Genomic DNA, 18,730 nt, shown 5'->3' with positions numbered 1-18,730 from the left:
GAATTGTCTTGACGCCCTTTGGGGCACAAAAAAGCCAAGGCTCATGAAGATGAGCCTTGGCTGAAGTTTAGGTCCGGAGCGCTAGTTCTCCGAAGGGTTGGCCGGTACTGGCCTAGGAAGAACCGTGTTCGTCGCGTTTACGCTGTTCCCACTTGTTTTCGAGATCGCTCATGAATCCGGATTTCTGCGGCCCCTTTGGGGCGCCTGGCAAGCCAGTCTTCTTGGTTCCACCACGCCGAGAGAGCGCGAGGTACACACCGGCAAACATTACGATGAACCCAAGAACACCGATAAGGATTAGTTGACTCGAAACCCCATAGATCAGCACTCCGAGTCCTACGATGCCGGTCAAAGCACCCAAAGCTAGGTTTCGCGTTGAGTAGTTCCCCGCCGTCGACGCAGACTTCATCGTCGAGGCAAAGCGATGATCCTCATGTAGCTGCTTCTCCAGCTGCTCCAGAAGACGTTGCTCATGCTCGGAAAGTGGCATCGTCTCTTCCCTTTCACTTCTCGGTCAAGGCTCTCGCCTATACCTACTTGAACGTATAACGTCTTGGCAATGTTCCCGGCCGATCAGGCTGGCTGGCTACTTCTTCCAGAATAGTCCCGAAACTTCCTAATAAGGTAGTCAGGATTCAACTCTGAGCATACTCACGGCTAATGAGTCAGCGAGTTACTCAGTCTATTTGTCCTTTTGACCGCGTTCAAGCAAAGATGCTGGTCGCAGAGCGCCAGCAGGGAACCGCGAACTGATTAAATCCATGGTCGCTTCAGCTTGTCGCCAATTGTCATCACGTGGATCAAAACTCAATTGCATTCCCCCTCCAGCCTCCGTCAACTTTTCGGCCCGAATCCCGACCAGACGTACCGCTTGGGGCCGGGCTCCAAGTTTTTCGAGTAGGCCTTCGACGGCTCCCACCAGTTCGCCGGCCGCATTGCTGGGCACGGGGAGGGTTCTGCTACGCGAAAGTGTGGAGAAATCGCTGTACCGCAATTTCAGGGCTACAACCCCAGCGACCTTGTTGGCTTGACGTAGCCGGGCAGCCACTCGATGACCCAGATGAAGAATTTCACGCCGCAGTGCCTCTTCGTCCCATAGATCTACGGCGAAGGTCGCTTCGGCACCGATACTTTTTTCCTCACGCTCGGTTTCTACTGCGCGGTCGTCGCGTCCCCACGCCAAGGCATAAAGGTGGTTCCCCGTCGTGCCAAGTCTCCTACTTAACGTGTTCTCCGGTGTCGCGGCCAGCTGTGCCACGGTACCGATGCCCATCTCCCGAAGCACCTCAGCCGTTTTGGCTCCGACCCCCCAAAGTGCGCCCACGGGCAACGTGTGGAGATATTCCAAGGTCCGTTCTGGCTGAATTACCAGCATGCCATCGGGTTTCGCGCCGGTTGAAGCAACCTTTGCCACGAACTTGGACGAAGCAATTCCCACGCTGGCCGGCAGCCCGAGCTCATCGCGAAGGCGTTTTCGAATCATGGTGCCAATGACCGGAGGCGGCCCCAGCCGCCGCATGCTTCCCGTCACATCCAGGAAGGCCTCGTCCACACTGAGTTGCTCCACCAGTGGTGTCACCTCGCGGAAGATCTCCATGATTCTTGCGGAGTACGTACGGTACAGCCCTTGTGTTGGTTCGATCACTATCGCCTTCGGCGCCATGCGGGTAGCAATAGACATCGGCATGGCCGATTTCACGCCCAGCGCGCGGCATTCATATGAGGCCGAAAGGACCACCGAGCGCTCCCCCACATGCCCCACAATGATTTGTTTCCCCACCAGCTCGGGGCGAGTGAGTAGTTCGACTGACACGAAAAAGGCATCCATGTCGACGTGCAAAATCGCGCGAACCTTACCCTGAACCATATTTTGAAGTCTAGCCAAAGACTCCGACAATCCACTGGGTGACGGTGGCCCAGCTAGAGTTAAGGAGACCTCACTTTGCGCAATCTCTGGATGGGAATCATGACTCTTAATGCCGCGGACACTTCCGACTCGAAAGCGGCACGGGAAATTTCCGCAAAATTCTCGGAACGATTGGAAAAACTACTTTCGACGTTCCTCGCGCGGCAGCATGAAGTCATCTCCGAGATTGCCCCCGCAGCTGCCCAAATCGTCACCGCCATTGATGATCTCACCAAGGGCGGAAAGCGCCTACGGCCGCTCTTTGCCTTTTGGGGATATCTCGGAGCCGGCGGCGATCCCGAGTCCAATGACATCGTTATTGCCGGTGCTGCTTTGGAACTCTTCCAGGCAGCAGCTCTCATTCACGATGATCTGATTGACCGCTCCGACACCCGTCGCGGCCAGCCGAGCGTACATCGCCGGTTTGAGTCCTTGCACCGCGCCTCGGGCTGGCAGCGAGACGCTCAGCGCTTCGGTGAGGCGGCATCGGTCTTGGCCGGGGATTTGTGTCTGTCCCTCAGTGAACAACTTTTTGCAACCATCAACCCGGTGGTTCCCGAAGCACGCTCGATCTTTGATCGAATGCGGGCGCAGGTCATGGCCGGCCAATACCTTGATGTGTTGGAAGAGTCGGCCGGCCCTTCCTACGGCCCGGCCGAAGCGGTCAAGCGTGCCCGAACGATCGTGCGCTATAAATCGGCGAAGTACTCGGTGGAAAATCCGACGCTATTAGGCGGTGCGCTGGCCGGGGCCGAGGCGAATCTGTTGGAGGAATACTCTCAGTTCGCGCTTCCCTTGGGGGAGGCTTTCCAGCTGCGCGATGATGTTTTGGGCGTCTTCGGGGATCCGAGCGTCACGGGCAAGCCCGCTGGCGATGACCTTCGTGAAGGCAAGCGCACGGAAATCATTGCCCACGCACTCACGCTCGCATCCGCCGCCGATCAGGAATTCATCCAGTCACGACTCGGTGCCGATGACCTTCGCGACGATGAAGTCGAGCGCATGAGTGGTCTTTTGGAATCCTGTGGAGCCCTCGCTGCGACCGAGCGTTCCATCGCCGAGCTCTCAGATCAGGGACTCGGGGCACTGGATGGACTCAGTGTTCCTCCGCTGGCTCGCCACGGACTGCGGACTCTGGGCCTGGCGGCCATCCGCCGCACCTCCTAGGACAGACAGCAAAACGGCGACGTGCTGACATTCCAACCGGAGGGGGGGAATTGATGCACGTCGCCGTTTTGCGTTGTCCCTCATGCAGGGACGAATATCATCGAAAGGTTATTGGCTACCAGCTCAAGGACTGGGCGCGACGACGGATCTCCGTCTTACGTCCAGCGCGCAGCGCGTCCATGGGAGTTCCGTTCAGGGACTCGTCCGGGGTAAAGAGCCACACCATCAGCTCTTCATCGTTATAGCCGGAGTCTTGCAGCACGGAAATCGTGCCCTTCAGGCTCTCGACAATGCCGCCGTCAAACAGGAAGGCTGCGGGTACGCTGCGAATATTTCGCGCGCCCACACGGACGGCGATGATGGCGCGTTCGTCGATGAGGCTATGCACGCCTTTAATCGATACGTTCAGCGCTTCGGCTAGGTCGGGCAGGGGCAGCCAGTCGGCCACAAGTTTCTCAAGATTGCTCACCATTCCAGCGTCCCACATTCGAGGGTCGATCTGGAGCCAAATGGAAATTTAGTTCGTGGGATCTTTCACAAAGCACTGGCCGTGGTGTAAATTCACATTAGTCACATCCGCAACTTGAGTCACATTGGGCACATGAGTGCATCTCGCGTGTCCCGATGCCGGCTGTTGATACGTCCTTGCCCCAACCCAAAGGATCGCTTCATGTCCCTTGCACACAACAATCGCGTTAGAGCCATTGGCAGCGCAGTCGCTACAGTCGCAATCCCCGCAGTTGTCCTCGGATCCCTCGCTGTACCCGCAGAAGCGGCAGAGCTCCCAACCCGGAATCTGTTGCAGCCCAAGGCGGCTACCCCAGCGATGGTCAAGGCCGCAGAAGCCCGCATCAGCGCCAATCTGGTTGCTGTCCAGGTGCCCGGCGTCAACATTCATATGGCGGCCAAGGGTGGCACCACGACCGTGAAGAACGGCGACACCCTCTCCCACATCTCTGTACGGACCGATCTTTCGATCGCCGAACTGAAAAAATTCAACAAGCTCTCCTCCGATCGAATTTACCCCGGACAGGTGCTCAAGCTCAGCGGAAGCTCATCAAAGTCATCATCCTCGGGCAACTCATCGTCATCCGACAAGGCACAGAGCTACACGGTGAAGAACGGCGATGTCATGGGGACCATCGCCAAGAAGCTTGGCGTCTCACTCTCTGCGGTGCGCAACGCTGCCGGAAACCCTTCAGGCGACACCATTATGGTTGGGCAGACCCTTCGTTTCGGGTCCAGCAAGTCAGGTTCCGGAAACTCCAAGAGCTCGAGCAACGACTCAAACTCTTCGAGTTCCAGCACCTACACGGTCAAGTCCGGAGATTTCCCCTCCACCATAGCCATCCGTCACAATATGTCAGTCTCGGCGTTCATGTCGTTGAACAACCTTTCGGCCAATGACCGGATCTACCCCGGTGACAAGTTGAAGGTCAGCGGTTCGTCGAAGAGCACCTCTAACGGATCCAAATCAAAGTCGACACCCACCAAGACCTCCGGTAGCAGCAGCTACACCGTGGTTTCGGGTGACACCCTGGGCCACATCGCCCTGAAGACCAACACCCCGCAGAACACGCTGCTCAAGCTGAACTCCGGATTGACGTACTCCACGGTCCTGCGTATTGGTCGGGTGCTAAAGGTTAACGGTGGCGGATCAAGTAGCTCCGCTCCCTCCTCGGTGAAGCCGACCAGCAACGCCCCGCGGATTAAGGACTCGTTCCTGGGCCGCAGCTATGGTTCTTCAACCAACCACAGCGCCAATGAGAACAAGGCCGAGCTTCTTTCCCGTGATCTTCCCTCCCGGGCACAGATGAAGTCGATGGTTGCCAGCACCGCACGGCAAATGGGCGTTAACCCGGCACTGGCCATGGCACACGCCTTCCAGGAATCGACCTTCGACATGGATTCGGTCTCCCCGGCAAACGCCGTGGGCGTCATGCAGGTTATCCCTGCAGCCGGCGAGTGGGCCGAAGGCCTGGTCGGGCGTCAGCTTGACCTGCTGGACCCACAGGACAACGTCACAGCCGGCGTTGCGATCATCCGTGCTCACCAGAACAGCGCCGGATCTCGCGAAAAGGGCATTGCCTACTACTACCAGGGTGCCGCTGGTGTGGAGCGCAATGGCATGTACGAGGACACCAAGCACTACGTCGCTAGCATCCTCTCGCATATGAAGAACTTCAGCTAACACCCGCCGAATAGCGAAGGGCGGTGTGCGGATTTCACAAGAAATCCGCACACCGCCCTTCGCTTTTTCTATTTCCCGTCTAATCCGGGGCGGTAGCTAGCGCTTAGCTAACACCGGCAACTCGATCAACACCCGAGTACCGGGGCCGGTGCGATCTTCCCAGTCAATATTTCCGCTTAATTCGCTACTGACGAGTGTGCGAACAATCTGCAGGCCTAGCCCTTCCTGCCGCGGACCGGCGGGAAGTCCCACCCCGTCATCGGTGATGGTGACGATGAGGATGTCCTCGCCTCCGGCATTACGCCGGCGCTCGGCATCTAGTCCCACCGTCCCATCGCGGTCAACCAGACCGTGTTCCACGGCATTGGTTACCAACTCGTTGATGACCAGGGAGAGCGGGGTGGCAAGTTCGGCCGGCAACTGGCCGAAGGAACCCGTCCGTTCGGTGGTCACGTGCTGCCCCGGTGAGGCGATCTCCACAATCATCCGGAATTGCCGATCAATCAATTCATCAAAGTCCACGCTCTCACTCAAACCCTGCGAGAGCGTCTCGTGGACCGCGGCAATCGTGGCGACTCGACGCATGGCCTGATCCAGGCCCTGCCGCCCCTCCTCGGATTTCATGCGGCGTGACTGCATACGCAGCAAGGCAGCTACCGTCTGCAGGTTGTTCTTCACCCGGTGGTGAATCTCGCGAATCGTGGCGTCCTTGGACACCAGCTCCTTTTCCCGCCGACGTAGCTCACTGACATCGCGACACAAGACCAGGGCACCATAGCGGCCCTTGGAGTTACGCAACGGAATCGAGCGCAGGGACAGGGTCACCCCCATCGACTCAATCTCGGTGCGCCACGGCATCTTGCCCGAGACCACCAGGGGCAGCGCCTCATCGGTCATTCTGCGGTCCTTGACCAGCGCCATGGTCGCCTCGGAGAGCGACTTACCCTCGAGCGTTGGTGCCGCGCCCAGGCGACGGTACGCGGAGACGGCATTGGGGCTGGCATATTGCACCACGGCCTTGGCATCCAGGCGGATGAAGCCGTCCCCCACACGCGGCGCGCCGCGCCGCGAACCGGTTGGCGTCGCAAAGTCCGGCCACAGCCCACGGGTACACATGCGCAATAGGTCCTCGGCGCATTGTTTGTAGGTTAATTCCATCTGCGATGGCATCCGCGTCCCGGCAAGGTCAACGTGCACCGAGAGCACCGCCAAGGTCCGCCCATTGCGGACCATCGGCACCGCCTCGATGAGCATCGAGTGCTCCCCGGCGCTCGTGTCTCCGGCATCCGAACGCACGATATCCTGCGACTGCCAGGCGGCATCCACCAGGGGTTTAAGATCCTTACGGATCCGCTCCCCCACAAAGTCGGTATGGAAGACCGTGTGGGAGGTGGAGGGACGTACATGGGCAAGCGCCATGTACGTCCCACCGGGGACCGGGAACCACAACACCAGATCCGCAAATGCTAGATCGGCGACGAGCTGCCAGTCCCCCACCAAAAGGTGTAACCAGTCTTCATCTCCCGGACCAAAATCCGCTGTCTCTCGCAGTTGGTCAGTGAAGATGGCCAAGGGTTTACCTCCGTACGATGGAACGCAACAGCCGCAGGGCTACCGACAGTGACGCCATATCATCGCGTTCCAGCCGGTTCACTTCCGCGAACATGTTCTGTGCACGATCAAGATTAGCCGCGTTCGCTTCCATCCACGTATTCACACGCGCCGCCGGATCAACTTCGCTCGAATCCGTGGCACTGACCACGTCCCGGGTGAAGTCGATGACCGTCGAGTACAGGTCATCACGTAAGGCCGCGCGAGCCAGCGCCTTCCACCGATCATCACGCGGCAGCGCGGTGATCCGTTCGAGGAGCGAGTCAATGCCGAACCGGTCATAGAGCACGTAGTAGACCTTGGCCAGTTCGCTGGGCTCGGTACCGGTGCGGGTGGCCAGCTCGGCAATGTCCAGCAGCACAAATGATTCGAACTGCTCGGACCAGCGCCCGGCCAGCGCTTCGCCCAGACCCCAGCTCCTGCCCTCGGCGGCCAGCGCGGCCACGCGTTCGGCGTCGGCGCCACGCAGTAGCTCCCCGATCCCCGGGCGCAGTGACTGCACGGTGGGGGCCAGCGCGTCGATGGCCCCCTGGACTCCGCGTTCGCGATCCACGTGGTGGACGTACCAGCGGGTGGCTCGATCCAACAAACGACGCAGGTCCAGGTGCACTCGGCACCAGTGCGCCGAGTCGAAGGCGGCCGGAAGCGCGTTGATCGCATCGATCTGCTCATCAAGCATGTAGATCTCGCGCAGCGCCACAAAGGCCTTGGCCACCTGGGACTCCGAGGCCCCGGTCTCCTCCATCACACGGAAGGCGTAGGTGGTGCCTCCGATGTTCACCATGTCGTTGGCCACGACCGTGGCGATGATTTCGCGGCGCAAGGGGTGGGAATCGAGTTCCGCGCCAAAACGCTCGGCCAACTGCGTGGGGAAGTAATTGCGCAGTGTCTGCGCAAAATACGGGTCATCGGGAAGATCCGAGAGCGCCAGTGCCCCGGCCAACTGGATCTTCGCGTAGGCGACCAGCACCGACAGCTCCGGGGTGGTCAGCGAGCCGCCGCTACTCAGCCGCTCCTCGAGCACCTCGGTGGAGGGCAGGAACTCCAGGGCACGGTCCAACTCCGCGTGCTCCTCGAGCCAGTCCATCAGCCGTTCGTAGGCCGGTGACATGGCGGCGAGTTCCTGCTTGTCGGTGACCAACAGGACGTTCTGGTCATAGTTGGTTTTAAGGACCAGGCGGGCGACCTCGTCGGTCATCGAGTGCAGGAAGTCTGCACGCTCCCCCGCAGCCAGCTTGCCGGCAACGACCATGCGGTCCACGAAAATCTTGATGTTCACCTCGTGGTCCGAGCAGTCAACACCGGCGGAGTTATCGATGGCGTCGGTGTTCAGGATGACCCCATGCAGCGCCGCTTCGATACGCCCACGCTGGGTCATGCCCAGGTTTCCGCCCTCGCCAATCACGCGGGCCCGTACCTGATGACCATCCACCCGGATGGCATCGTTCGCGCGGTCCCCCACCTCGGCGTGGGACTCGTCGCTGGCCTTCACATAGGTGCCGATGCCGCCGTTGTACAGCAGGTCAACGGGCGCACCGAGGATGGCGCGCAACAGCTCGTTCGGGGCCATGGTGCTCACGGTGCTGCCCAGTCCCAGGACGTTGCGGACCTCGGGGGAAATCGGAATGGACTTCAACGAACGGGAGAAGACTCCACCACCGGCGGAAATCAACTCCCTGTTGTAGTCGGCCCAGGAAGAACGCGGCAGCTCAAAGAGGCGCTGACGTTCATCAAATGCTGCGGAAGAATCCGGGGTGGGATCCAGGAAGATATCGCGGTGGTCAAAGGCCGCCAACAGTCCGATGGTGCGCGTACGTTGCATGCCGTTGCCAAACACATCCCCGGACATATCGCCCACCGCCACGGCGGTAAAGGGCTGGGTCTGGGTGTCGACGCCGAATTCGGTGAAGTGGCGCTTCACCGATTCCCAGGCACCGCGGGCGGTGATGCCCATGGCCTTGTGGTCATATCCCACCGAGCCGCCGGAAGCGAAGGCGTCACCGAGCCAGTGTCCACGGTCAGCGGAGATCTCGTTGGCGATGTCGGAGAAGGACGCCGTGCCCTTATCGGCGGCCACCACCAGGTAGGTGTCATCCCCGTCCAGGCGGACCACGTTGGCCGGTGGCACCACGCGTTCGCCGTTTTCATCGGCGACCAAATTGTCGGTGATCTCCAGCAGCGAACGAATGAAGATTCGGTAGGCTGCCTTGCCTTCTTCCATCCAGGCCACACGGTCTTCACCGGGATTGGGCAGCTGCTTGGCAAAGAAGCCACCCTTCGCCCCGGTGGGAACGATGACGGCGTTTTTCACCATCTGCGCCTTGACCAGACCCAAAACCTCGGTGCGGAAGTCTTCACGACGATCACTCCAACGCAAACCACCGCGGGCCACCTCGCCGAAGCGCAGGTGCACACCCTCGAGGCGCGGGGAGCAGACCCAGATTTCGTACTTGGGCCGCGGGAAGGGAGCATCATCAATGGTGCGCGGGGACAACTTGAAGGCCAGCGCCGCGGGATCGGTGAAGTAGTTGGTGCGTAGGGTGGACTCGATGAGGTTCACAAAGCGGCGCAGCAACTTATCGGCATCCAACGTCGGGACCTTTTCCAAGGACTCCTCGAGAATTGCCTGGGCGTTCGCGATGGCCGCCGCCGACTGCTCGGCGCTCAGCTTAGGGTCGAAGGTTCCCTCGAAGAGAGCGATGATTCCGCGGGTGACATCCGGGTTGGCCACCAGGGTGTCGGAGATGAACGCGTAGGAGTTTGATACCCCCAGCTGATGCAGGTACCGGGAGTAGGCCCGCAGCAGCGCTACCTGTTGCCAGGAAACTGCCTCCAGGAGCACCAATCGGTTCATGGTGTCCGATTCGGCCTTGCCTCTCACCACCGCGGAGTAGGCCTCGCCGAGCAGTGGGGCTGCCTGAAGCGGGTCAATGCCCGCCGGGAATTTCAGCCCCAGATCGTAGAGGTAGCGCGGTTCGGCGTCGGCCGGGGTGATGGCGAAGGGCCGTTCCTCCACCACTTCCAGGCCCAGGTGCTGGAGTACCGGAAGGATCTTGGACAGTGAGAGCGGCGCCGTGAGGTACAGCTTCATCCGGGCGTTAACCTCGGAATCGATGTCCTCGTCGGGGACGGCAAACTGGACCACCGGGCCCTGCTGGTCGGGCTCCTTGTACTGGCCAAAGCGCTCGATGTCGGCCAGCGCGTCTTCGACCTCAAAATCTACGCGGTAGGTGGCGGGGAAGGCCTCGGCCCAGCCGGAAGCCACTTCGGCACCCTTCAGTGCCCCGTAGCGTTCGTTGGCGGCCATGCCGATCCCCTCGGACCAGGAACGCACCGCTGCGACCAAGCGCGTTTCGAGCGCCGCGCGATCAACCACGGGGGTCAGCCCGTGGCGCTGGAGGCGGATTCGGTAGAACAAACGGACCAGCGAGGATTCGCTCATGCGTGTTTCGAAGTCCATCGACTCCGCGTTGAAGGCGGCCGAAAGTTCCTTCTCGATGCGCAGGCGTACCCCGGTGGTGAAACGGTCACGCGGCAGGTAGACGATCGCCGACATAAAGCGCCCGTAGACGTCCGGTCGCAAGAAGAGGGAGGTGCGGCGGCGTTCCTGCAGGCGCAAGATGCCCAGCACCGTATCGGTCAAATCCTCCACGGAGATCTGGAAGAGCTCGTCGCGCGGGTAAGTCTCCAAGATGGTGACGATGTCCTTGCCGGAGTGCGAGTCCGGGGCGAATCCGGCACGCTGGAGCACCGCGGCGACCTTGTCTTTGACCACCGGGACGCTGCGCACCGAGGAGGTGTAAACGCTCGAAGCGAAGAGCCCGATGAAACGACGTTCACCGTTGACGTTGCCCGCCGCGTCAAAACGCTTAACACCCACGTAGTCCAGGTAGACCCCGCGGTGCACCGTCGAGCGGGAGTTGGCCTTGGTGATCACCAAGGCGCGCTTGTCACGGGCCATGGCCCGGCCGCGCTTGGTCAGGTGCTGAAGCCCGCTGGCCGATTCGGTATTGCGCATGAGCCCCAGACCCGATTCAACCTGCAAGCGCAGCACATCTTCGTGGTTTTCGGTGATCAAGTCGTATTCGCGGTACCCCAGGAAAGTGAAGTTCCCGTTGTCCAACCAGTGCAGCAAGTCAACGGCACCGTCGAGGTCCGGGATCTCACCGGCACCGGTGACGGTGCTCAGCGAATCGGCAATCTCGTGGGCCTTGTTGCGCATCGCTGGCCAGTCATCAACCGCCGCACGCACATCGCGCAGGATCCGTTCCAGGCCCGCGACAAGTGCGGCCAGTGCCTCGTCGCTGGGTTCTCCGCCCAGCTCCACCGAAATCCAGGATTCGATGGCCGTGTCGCGGCTGCGGGCCACCAACGCGGAGATATCCGGGAGCGCGGCGGTGTCACCGCTGGCGATGTGTTCGTTGGCAGCCACGGAGTCAAAGGAGGTGATGTGTCCATCAACGCTGTCCCTGCCCACGAGGAAGGTGGGGTGCACCACGACGTTGATGGCCTGCTTCTGGCGCACGATCTCGGCGGTGACCGAGTCCACCAAAAACGGCATGTCGTCTGTGACCACGTAAACGAGGCTGACTCCATCATGTCGAGACACCGCGACACGGGCGGTTTTCGCCTGCCGTTGCCAGCCGGCGGTGAGGTGTGCCGCCACCCGAGCGTGCAATTGCGCCGGGGTGTAGGACGCAGCATCTTCCGGTGCCAATTGCGCATAGTAGGTGCCGACCAATGTGGGCGTGAGTATCTCAGCGATGAATGTTTCGGACATGCTGGACTCCGACGAGTTCAAAAGAACGCCTCCGTGGTTTGAAGTGCTTTGCGCGTCATTGCGCACTGCTTGTGTTACAACACTATCCCGCCCGGTTACGGACGTCACATCGAGCGGGAGAATCGGCGCAAGATCGGCATTTTCGACCGCGGATGCTGCCCCGCAAGGGCAGAGATGGCCAGACGCAGCTGCGAATTCGGAGCTATCTCTGCTAGCGCGCTGCCCGCCAACAACGCCGCATCGACCGCCGGCGCGTCCTGTGGCAGGTATCCGGCAATGGGAACTTTCGGCCCAAACCGGGCCCAGGTCTCGGCCAGTGCCGTGCGCGGCGAGGCCCCCACGTTGGCGGCCGAGACTCTATTAAACAAGACCTTGGTATCCACATCGCCGAGCACCTCATGCATTTCTTCTAGGGCGCGCACCAACCGCGGTACCCCGATGCTGCTGGCCGTACCCACGGCATAAATCTCATCGGCTATTCGCAGCATGGCGGCCGTGACACCATTGCGTTGCGGGGCCGCGGTATCAAAGGTCAGTTCCTCATCAAGTTCCACGGGAGCAGCAACATCGATCACGATGTCGTCGCAGATCTCCTGCAGTGCCATCACCGCGCGGCGTAAGGCCGTGGGACGCAGCTCTGGCCACCGGCTGGCGCGCGGCAACCCGGTGGCCACCCGCATGCGGGCGCCGGCAATCACCACGGGCGCGCAGATGCGTTCCAGAGTCCGCGCATCAAATCGCCCGGCATCAACGATCCGGCACATCTGGGCGATCCCGGCCGCCTCATCGAGCAGCCCTAGCTGCACGGCCTGGGAGGCTCCGTAGGTATCGGCATCCAGCAACACCACATCTTTTCCCCCTAGGGCTCGCTCCACCGCATAGTTCAGCGCCAACAACGACCGTCCGGGTGATCCGACGGGTCCCCAAAACACCACCACGCGGGCCTTGTGCGTGGACGCCGGCGCCGCAGGTTTTCGTTCCGCGGCCGGATTTTCTCCGGGTTCGCGGTGTCCAAGTTCCGCCCTGGCCCGGGCGACCAGAATGCCTAAGTCTTCGGCGCTAATCGAGACGGCTGCCACGTAGGCCCCGGCCGCGCCGAGTCGGGCTCCCTGGGCGCCGTCGTCGCACAAGACCACCACCGGGACCCCGCGCTCGGCCATGGCATCAATGTCGGCCGTCTCCACCAGAGCGGGGTCCCCGGCCAGGATGACCGCATCGGCCAGCCCGGTTTCACAGAGGGCGATAGTTTCGGACATTTCGGTGCAACTGCGGGCGACCGTGAGCGCGCCGCGGTGACGTTCTAATCGCTCAATGACCGCGCCGTCGTCGCCATGGACCACCACCGAGATACTCACGAGGCACTGGCTTGCGGGTTAAAGACCACGGTGATGCGAGCGTCGTTGGCCATCGCCTCCAAAAGATCGGCCAGCGATTCATCAACCACCAAAATCTCTACCAGCGTGCCATCGGTGCCGCCGAATCCCGTGGCACGCTCGGTGCGGGCCGTGACCTCGGCAGAGGGTAATAGCAGCGAAGGTGGGGCGAAGGCGTTGGCGGTCCGGTCCTTCAGCGATACCCAAACATCAACATGGGCACCGGAGGTGATGGCCGCCGGCAGGGTATCTGGCAGGTTGATGGACACCGGACGCCGGTTGGATCCGTCCGAGAGGCCAAGCGCGCTGCGCGGCACCAGCTGTCCCGATCTGACCAAGCTATTGGCACGTGTGCCTTTCAGCAGCGCGGGGTCCGCAGGCACGTAGCGTTCCTCCAGAGAATCAAGCTTCACGTTCACCACCAAAAGCTTCTCGGCAGTAATTTCCTCGCCGAGGGAAATATCGGCCTTGGCCGCATACATGGGGGTAGTGCGGTCCATGGTGCTGACCAGCGTAATGACCCCGACGCAGGATGCCAATACGATCAGAATACCCAGTAGCAGTCGCGGATCCTTCCAGCTGGGTCTACCCAACCTTTGGGCCATCGGTGTGCCAGCGTCCTTCGCCTTCCCCATGCCAATTCCCCCTCGGTCGATGCCCACCGGTGCCCCTTGGGGGTCACCCTACGCCGCGCTCACGGCCCTGAAAAGGGGCCGATGAGCGGTTGTGGATATCAACGCTGTTGCATCTGGTGCCGCGGGTGCCTCATGACCCGCTGCGCACCCGGGCGATGGCGTGAAAGGGAATACTCACCCGCCCGTTGACCGCGGGGCTTCGGCGGAATTCATCGTGGGGGTGCAAGGCCACCTCCACGAAGTCCTGGCCGACTTGGTCGAGGGTTCCGCTGGCCAGCAAGCGACCGTCGATGCCACCAACCGAGACGCGCGCCCGGTCGCGCACCAGCACGCGTAGCGCCTGGGAAAACTTCACGCGGCTCTCCGTTTGCTCCGCCAACGTCCGGGTCCGCTCCCGGGCCGTCCACCAGCTCACCGCGTTGATCGGGACTAGCTCCTCGGTGCCCGCGCGGTTGAGCATCAGCCAGTCCTTGCCGATGCCCGCTAGCCGCCCGCCCAACCGTTCACCACCGAGTAGTTGCAGATCAACGTCGCCACCCACGGCACTGGCCAGGCGCTGCATGAGTGTCTGGCGGGCGCGCTCGATCCGCACGATTTCTTGGACCTCACTAATCTGGTTGCGCGCAGCCGCGGCCGCGAATTGCGCTTCTAAGTCGGCGAAGAGCGATTCCCATCTCATGTGCACACCATAGATCCAACAAAACGCTCCCGCCTACCCCTAGCAACTTCGGAGATGAAGTGTCATCATACATTTACAAACAACACCAAATAACATCAAACGACATCTAAAGAGGTCAAGATGCTCACTCGCAGGGGCAGGGACGCCCTGACACTCATGGCACTCACACTCCTGTCCCTGGGCATGCTGTGGGCCAGCGCGGTGCTCTGGGCGGCCGTGGGCGCACATTCACTCCCCGAGGCACCGTTGGATTTTTCGTCCCTTGAACGCCTCACGGGTGTGGCTCTCGGTCTGCTTGGCGCCATGGTCTTGCTGTGGTTGGTCGCCGCTTTCGCGTGCGCACTGGGCGCCCGCGTGGCATTAGCCTGTGGGCGGCGCCGGGAATCTGCAGCACTGGCTGCTCTGGTACCGGGCTTTGTGGCCCGTCTGACACTGGCAGGCTTGGGCGGTTCGTTGGCGTTGGCAACGATCACCCTCGCCGCTCCCCCGGCTGTGGCCGGTCCCGCGATGACCGTCGCGGCCGACTGCCAGCCCTTCAGCAAGATATCACCATCAACATCTCCCCTGGCCGACACCGCATTGACATCAAACGATCCGGGCGCTGCCGAGTCCAGCCAGAATGGCGACGAGCTTCTGAGTCCCGGCTGGATCCCGCATCGCGTTCCGTTGCCGTTGCAGCGCCTGCTCGGTGGCGAATCCACACGTACCGCCATTGAGGTGGTGGTCCGTCCCGGCGACAGCCTATGGGCCATCGCCGCCCGCAACCTCCCCGAGGATGCCTCCGTTAGGGACATCGCCGAGGCCTGGCCCCGCTGGTACGAGGCGAACCGCCAGCTGATCGGTTCGAACCCCAACCGCCTTGCCGTCGGAGCCATTTTGCGAGCCCCGCACCATGATACGCAGCGCTCGTAGGCTCCACTGTGCAACACCGTTCGTCGAGAAAGTATCATTCGTCCATCAGGAGCTAACCGATGTCCGTCATCGCAGTTCAACCATCGATTCAGACCACCGAGCCGATCCACGTATTCAGGAATAACCCGCTATCCGGCGCCGACCTGCGGGCACCTCGCACCACGGCCAGACGCTTTCCCGAAGCATTTCGAGCCCCCGCCGTTGCCCGCAGAAGGCGCTGTCTGCGCGATGCCACGGCGCCGCGTGCCCTCCGGTCGCTTCCCGAACCTGCGCTGCAGGCCGTTGATGAGGCAAGGCGCTGCTTTGAGGACGACCCACCGGAGAACTACCCCAGCATGGCCGCGCAGCAGGTATTTGAGAAGCTCTTTCCACCAGAGCTGAGCACGCTGGGGTTAGGGGAATCGGTGGCCGCGGTTGTCCATGCCACGGCACCGGCCGTTCTTGAAGTCCTGGCCGGCGCACGGCCGGTCCGTCAGCTGAACCGGGCACTCAGTCCGGATTGCCTCGGAAAATTGGAGGCACATATGCTCCTGAGTGAACCCCTGCGTCCGGATCCCACCACGCGCTGCTACTCCAACCCACGGGTGATGTGTATGCGGGTCACACAGGTGCTGCCGCTGGTATTTGAAGCTGCGGTGATCCTGCGCGACATGCAAAAAGTCCGTGCCACCGCTCTACGAGTAGAGCGGTGGCACGGACGCTGGCAGATTACTGCCTTGGAGATTGGCTAGCTACGCTTGCCCTTCTTCTTTTTGTTGGCATTCTTGGCTGCGGCTTCCGGTGCACCAGCGGTGCGCTCGGTGTGCGTTACCGCCTCGCCGGTTTCTTCCGGTGCGGTGTAGCGCAGTGTTGACGGTTTAGCCGGAGCGGCCAGTCCCGGAGTATTAAGCACCGGCTCGGAGGTCATCGAACGAGCATCGGTGACACCAGGTAGCGAGATTTGCGGCTCCTGGCGAGTTTCGACCTCAATGTTGAAGAGCATGCCGATGCTCTCTTCGCGAATGGATTCCATCATGGTCTGGAACATCACGAAGCCCTCGCGCTGGTACTCGACCAGCGGGTCACGCTGAGCCATGGCACGCAGACCGATACCTTCCTTGAGGTAGTCCATCTCGTAAAGGTGTTCCTGCCATTTACGGCCAATCACCGAAAGTACCACGCGACGTTCGAGCTCACGCATGTTCGTTTCACCGACGGCTTCCGTGCGGGCTTCGTACTGCAGACGAGCGTCGGAAAGGATTTCACGTTCCAGCAGGCCGGCGGTGATGGCGTCACGGTGACCGGCCTCCTCGCTCACCTCGTCGATGGTGATCGAAATCGGGTAGAGCTGCTTGAGGTTCACCCACAGTTGTTTCAGGTCCCAGCCCTCGGCATGACCCTCGGTCGTGGCCTCCGCGACCATGGACTTCACCACGTCTTCGAGGAAGTGACCAACCTTTTCCTGCAGGTCTCCACCCTCAAGAATCCGGCGGCGGTCCCCATAGATGGCCTCGCGCTGACGGTTCATGACATCGTCATACTTCAGCACGTTCTTACGCTGTTCGGCGTTGGTGCCTTCCACCTGTGCCTGAGCGGTTTCGATGGCCTTGGAAACGATCTTGGACTCCAGGGCCACATCGTCGGGCATCGAAGGGTTGTTCATGATGCGCTGGGCCGCACCTGCATTAAAGCGGCGCATGAGTTCATCGGTCATCGACAGGTAGAAACGAGACTCACCAGGGTCACCCTGGCGGCCGGAACGTCCGCGCAACTGGTTATCGATGCGGCGGGACTCGTGCCGTTCGGTACCCAGCACGTACAGGCCACCGGCGTCGGCAACCTCCTGAGCCTCGGCCTGAACTTGCTGCTTGGCCGCGTCAAAGACTCCGTCCCAAACGCGCTCGTATTCCTCCGAGTTTGCTTCCGGATCAAGTCCGCGGCGCTCCATCTCGGTCACCGCGTGGAATTCGGCGTTTCCGCCGAGCATAATATCTGTACCACGGCCGGCCATGTTGGTCGCCACGGTCACCGCGCCCTTCTTACCGGCCTGAGCGACAATCGCCGCTTCTCGGGCGTGCTGCTTGGCGTTAAGGACTTCGTGACGGATGCCTTGCTTGGCCAGCAGACGGGCCAGGTATTCGCTCTTTTCCACGCTGGTGGTACCCACGAGCACCGGCTGGCCGGTGGCGTGGCGTTCGGCAATGTCCTGGACCACTGCGTCGAACTTCGCGATCTCGTTCTTGTAGATCAAGTCGGCCTGGTCCTTGCGCAGCAGCGGCTTGTTGGTGGGAATCTCCACCACACCGAGCTTGTAGGTGCCCATAAATTCGGCGGCCTCGGTCTGCGCCGTACCGGTCATGCCCGAGAGCTTCTTGTAGAGGCGGAAGTAGTTCTGCAAGGTCACCGTCGCCATGGTCTGGTTTTCGGCCTTGATTTCCACCCCTTCCTTCGCCTCGATGGCCTGGTGCATGCCCTCAGAGTAGCGACGGCCAGCCAATGAACGACCGGTGTGCTCGTCAACGATCATGACCTCGCCGTTGATCACGACGTAGTCCTTGTCGTTCTTGAACAGTTCCTTGGCCTTGATGGCGTTATTCAAGAACCCGATGAGTGGCGTGTTTGAAGCCTCGTAGAGGTTGTGAATACCGAGGTAGTCTTCAACCTTTTCGATGCCGGGTTCCAGGACGCCGACGGTGCGCTTCTTCTCATCGATTTCGTAGTCGGTTTCCAAGCTCAGACGGTTCACAAGTTTGGCGAATTCGTTGTACCAGCGGTTAACGTCGCCGGTGGCCTGACCGGAAATGATCAGCGGGGTACGGGCTTCGTCGATGAGGATCGAGTCAACTTCATCGACGATCGCAAAGTTGTGGGCGCGCTGGACGAGCTCATCGGAGCTCCAGGCCATGTTGTCCCGCAGGTAATCGAACCCGAACTCATTGTTCGTTCCGTAGGTAATGTCGGTTTCGTACTGTTTGCGGCGCAGCTCAGGATCTTGGTTGGACAAGATGCAACCGTTGGTCAGACCCAGGAAACGGTAGACACGGCCCATCAGGTCGGACTGGTACTCGGCCAGGAAGTCGTTGACCGTCACCACGTGTACGCCCTTGCCGCTGAGCGCATTGAGATAGGCCGGCGCCGTGGCGACCAGAGTTTTACCCTCACCGGTTTTCATTTCAGCGATATTGCCTAGGTGAAGTGCGGCGCCACCCATGAGCTGCACGTCGAAGTGGCGCATGCCGAGGGTGCGGTCGGACGCCTCTCGGACAGCGGCGAAGGCCTCGGGAAGCAGGTGGTCAAGGGACTCGCCGTCGGCGATACGCGCCCTAAACTTGTCGGTTTCACCACGCAGCTCAGCATCGGACAAGGCACGGAATTCGCTATCAAGCACGTTGATGGCGTCCGCGTATCCCCTCAAGGTCTTCAGCGTCTTCTTATCGCCGGTACGCAGGATACGTTCAAGCAGTGATGCCACGAGGCAGCTCCCAAATCTCAAGCAC

The 18,730-nt window shown here is 61.1% G+C and carries 13 protein-coding genes; 4 read left to right on the top strand and 9 right to left on the bottom strand.

Translation table 11 applies throughout. The features are described 5' to 3' along the window. Window positions 1-112: 112 nt before the first annotated feature. Window positions 113-490, bottom strand: coding sequence for a DUF3040 domain-containing protein (locus tag HED64_RS16465; RefSeq protein ID WP_168153074.1), 378 nt, complete (start codon window positions 488-490; stop codon window positions 113-115). A gap of 192 nt (window positions 491-682) precedes the next feature. Continuing rightward, the gene (dinB, locus tag HED64_RS16460; protein ID WP_168153073.1) at window positions 683-1,867 is read right to left on the bottom strand and encodes a DNA polymerase IV; all 1,185 of its coding nucleotides are present in this window, start codon (window positions 1,865-1,867) and stop codon (window positions 683-685) included. A 99-nt stretch (window positions 1,868-1,966) separates the two neighbouring features. Here dinB and HED64_RS16455 point away from each other — a divergent pair, with 99 nt between their 5' ends. Further along, window positions 1,967-3,073, top strand: a complete 1,107-nt coding sequence (locus HED64_RS16455; RefSeq protein ID WP_168153072.1) for a polyprenyl synthetase family protein — start codon at window positions 1,967-1,969, stop codon at window positions 3,071-3,073. Between the two features lie 115 nt (window positions 3,074-3,188). Here the strand turns inward: HED64_RS16455 and HED64_RS16450 are convergent, their stop codons facing one another. Continuing rightward, window positions 3,189-3,545 carry an Rv2175c family DNA-binding protein gene (locus tag HED64_RS16450; RefSeq protein ID WP_210149847.1) on the bottom strand — a complete coding sequence of 119 codons (357 nt, stop codon included), beginning with the start codon at window positions 3,543-3,545 and terminating at the stop codon, window positions 3,189-3,191. Between the two features lie 198 nt (window positions 3,546-3,743). On the opposite strand from HED64_RS16450, the gene HED64_RS16445 reads away from it, so the two are divergent. Next, window positions 3,744-5,264, top strand: a complete 1,521-nt coding sequence (locus HED64_RS16445; protein ID WP_168153071.1) for a lytic transglycosylase domain-containing protein — start codon at window positions 3,744-3,746, stop codon at window positions 5,262-5,264. A 96-nt stretch (window positions 5,265-5,360) separates the two neighbouring features. Here HED64_RS16445 and HED64_RS16440 read toward each other — a convergent pair whose 3' ends face one another. The 5 genes from HED64_RS16440 to HED64_RS16420 all read right to left on the bottom strand — a co-directional run bounded on the left by HED64_RS16440 (window position 5,361) and on the right by HED64_RS16420 (window position 14,342). Beyond that, complete coding sequence (locus tag HED64_RS16440) at window positions 5,361-6,836, bottom strand: sensor histidine kinase (protein ID WP_168153070.1); 1,476 nt, start codon at window positions 6,834-6,836, stop codon at window positions 5,361-5,363. 4 nt (window positions 6,837-6,840) lie between these two features. After that, on the bottom strand, window positions 6,841-11,655 hold the full coding sequence (locus HED64_RS16435; RefSeq protein WP_168153069.1) for an NAD-glutamate dehydrogenase: 4,815 nt from the start codon (window positions 11,653-11,655) through the stop codon (window positions 6,841-6,843). Window positions 11,656-11,759: 104 nt separating this feature from the next. After that, window positions 11,760-13,010, bottom strand: coding sequence for a CpaE/TadZ family protein (locus tag HED64_RS16430; RefSeq protein WP_168153068.1), 1,251 nt, complete (start codon window positions 13,008-13,010; stop codon window positions 11,760-11,762). Beyond that, window positions 13,007-13,690 carry a CpaB family protein gene (locus HED64_RS16425; RefSeq protein WP_168153067.1) on the bottom strand — a complete coding sequence of 228 codons (684 nt, stop codon included), beginning with the start codon at window positions 13,688-13,690 and terminating at the stop codon, window positions 13,007-13,009. The genes HED64_RS16430 and HED64_RS16425 overlap by 4 nt, the downstream gene beginning before the upstream one ends. A gap of 103 nt (window positions 13,691-13,793) precedes the next feature. After that, window positions 13,794-14,342 (bottom strand): hypothetical protein, encoded by a 549-nt coding sequence (locus tag HED64_RS16420; RefSeq protein WP_168153066.1) that lies wholly within the window; start codon window positions 14,340-14,342, stop codon window positions 13,794-13,796. Between the two features lie 156 nt (window positions 14,343-14,498). Here HED64_RS16420 and HED64_RS16415 point away from each other — a divergent pair, with 156 nt between their 5' ends. Then, complete coding sequence (locus HED64_RS16415) at window positions 14,499-15,254, top strand: LysM peptidoglycan-binding domain-containing protein (RefSeq protein ID WP_168153065.1); 756 nt, start codon at window positions 14,499-14,501, stop codon at window positions 15,252-15,254. Between the two features lie 59 nt (window positions 15,255-15,313). Next, window positions 15,314-15,985, top strand: a complete 672-nt coding sequence (locus HED64_RS16410; RefSeq protein ID WP_168153064.1) for an Rv3235 family protein — start codon at window positions 15,314-15,316, stop codon at window positions 15,983-15,985. Here HED64_RS16410 and secA read toward each other — a convergent pair. After that, entirely contained in the window at window positions 15,982-18,705 is a 2,724-nt protein-coding gene (secA, locus tag HED64_RS16405) for a preprotein translocase subunit SecA (RefSeq protein WP_168153063.1), read from the bottom strand. The genes HED64_RS16410 and secA overlap by 4 nt on opposite strands. Window positions 18,706-18,730 lie beyond the last annotated feature (25 nt).

The sequence above is a fragment of the Paeniglutamicibacter terrestris genome (assembly GCF_012271785.1).
GTDB classification, from domain to species: domain Bacteria; phylum Actinomycetota; class Actinomycetes; order Actinomycetales; family Micrococcaceae; genus Paeniglutamicibacter; species Paeniglutamicibacter terrestris.
The sequence above is the reverse complement of the archived record's forward strand: the minus strand, read 5'-3'. Positions and strand labels throughout refer to the sequence as shown.

Coding starts and splice junctions, on each gene's coding strand:
- HED64_RS16435 (WP_168153069.1), bottom strand. CDS start 11,655: ATGTCCGAAACATTCATCGCTGAGATACTCACGCCCACATTGGTCGGC.
- HED64_RS16455 (WP_168153072.1), top strand. CDS start 1,967: ATGACTCTTAATGCCGCGGACACTTCCGACTCGAAAGCGGCACGGGAA.
- HED64_RS16465 (WP_168153074.1), bottom strand. CDS start 490: ATGCCACTTTCCGAGCATGAGCAACGTCTTCTGGAGCAGCTGGAGAAG.
- dinB (WP_168153073.1), bottom strand. CDS start 1,867: ATGGTTCAGGGTAAGGTTCGCGCGATTTTGCACGTCGACATGGATGCC.
- HED64_RS16410 (WP_168153064.1), top strand. CDS start 15,314: ATGTCCGTCATCGCAGTTCAACCATCGATTCAGACCACCGAGCCGATC.
- HED64_RS16415 (WP_168153065.1), top strand. CDS start 14,499: ATGGCACTCACACTCCTGTCCCTGGGCATGCTGTGGGCCAGCGCGGTG.
- HED64_RS16420 (WP_168153066.1), bottom strand. CDS start 14,342: ATGAGATGGGAATCGCTCTTCGCCGACTTAGAAGCGCAATTCGCGGCC.
- HED64_RS16445 (WP_168153071.1), top strand. CDS start 3,744: ATGTCCCTTGCACACAACAATCGCGTTAGAGCCATTGGCAGCGCAGTC.
- HED64_RS16450 (WP_210149847.1), bottom strand. CDS start 3,545: ATGGTGAGCAATCTTGAGAAACTTGTGGCCGACTGGCTGCCCCTGCCC.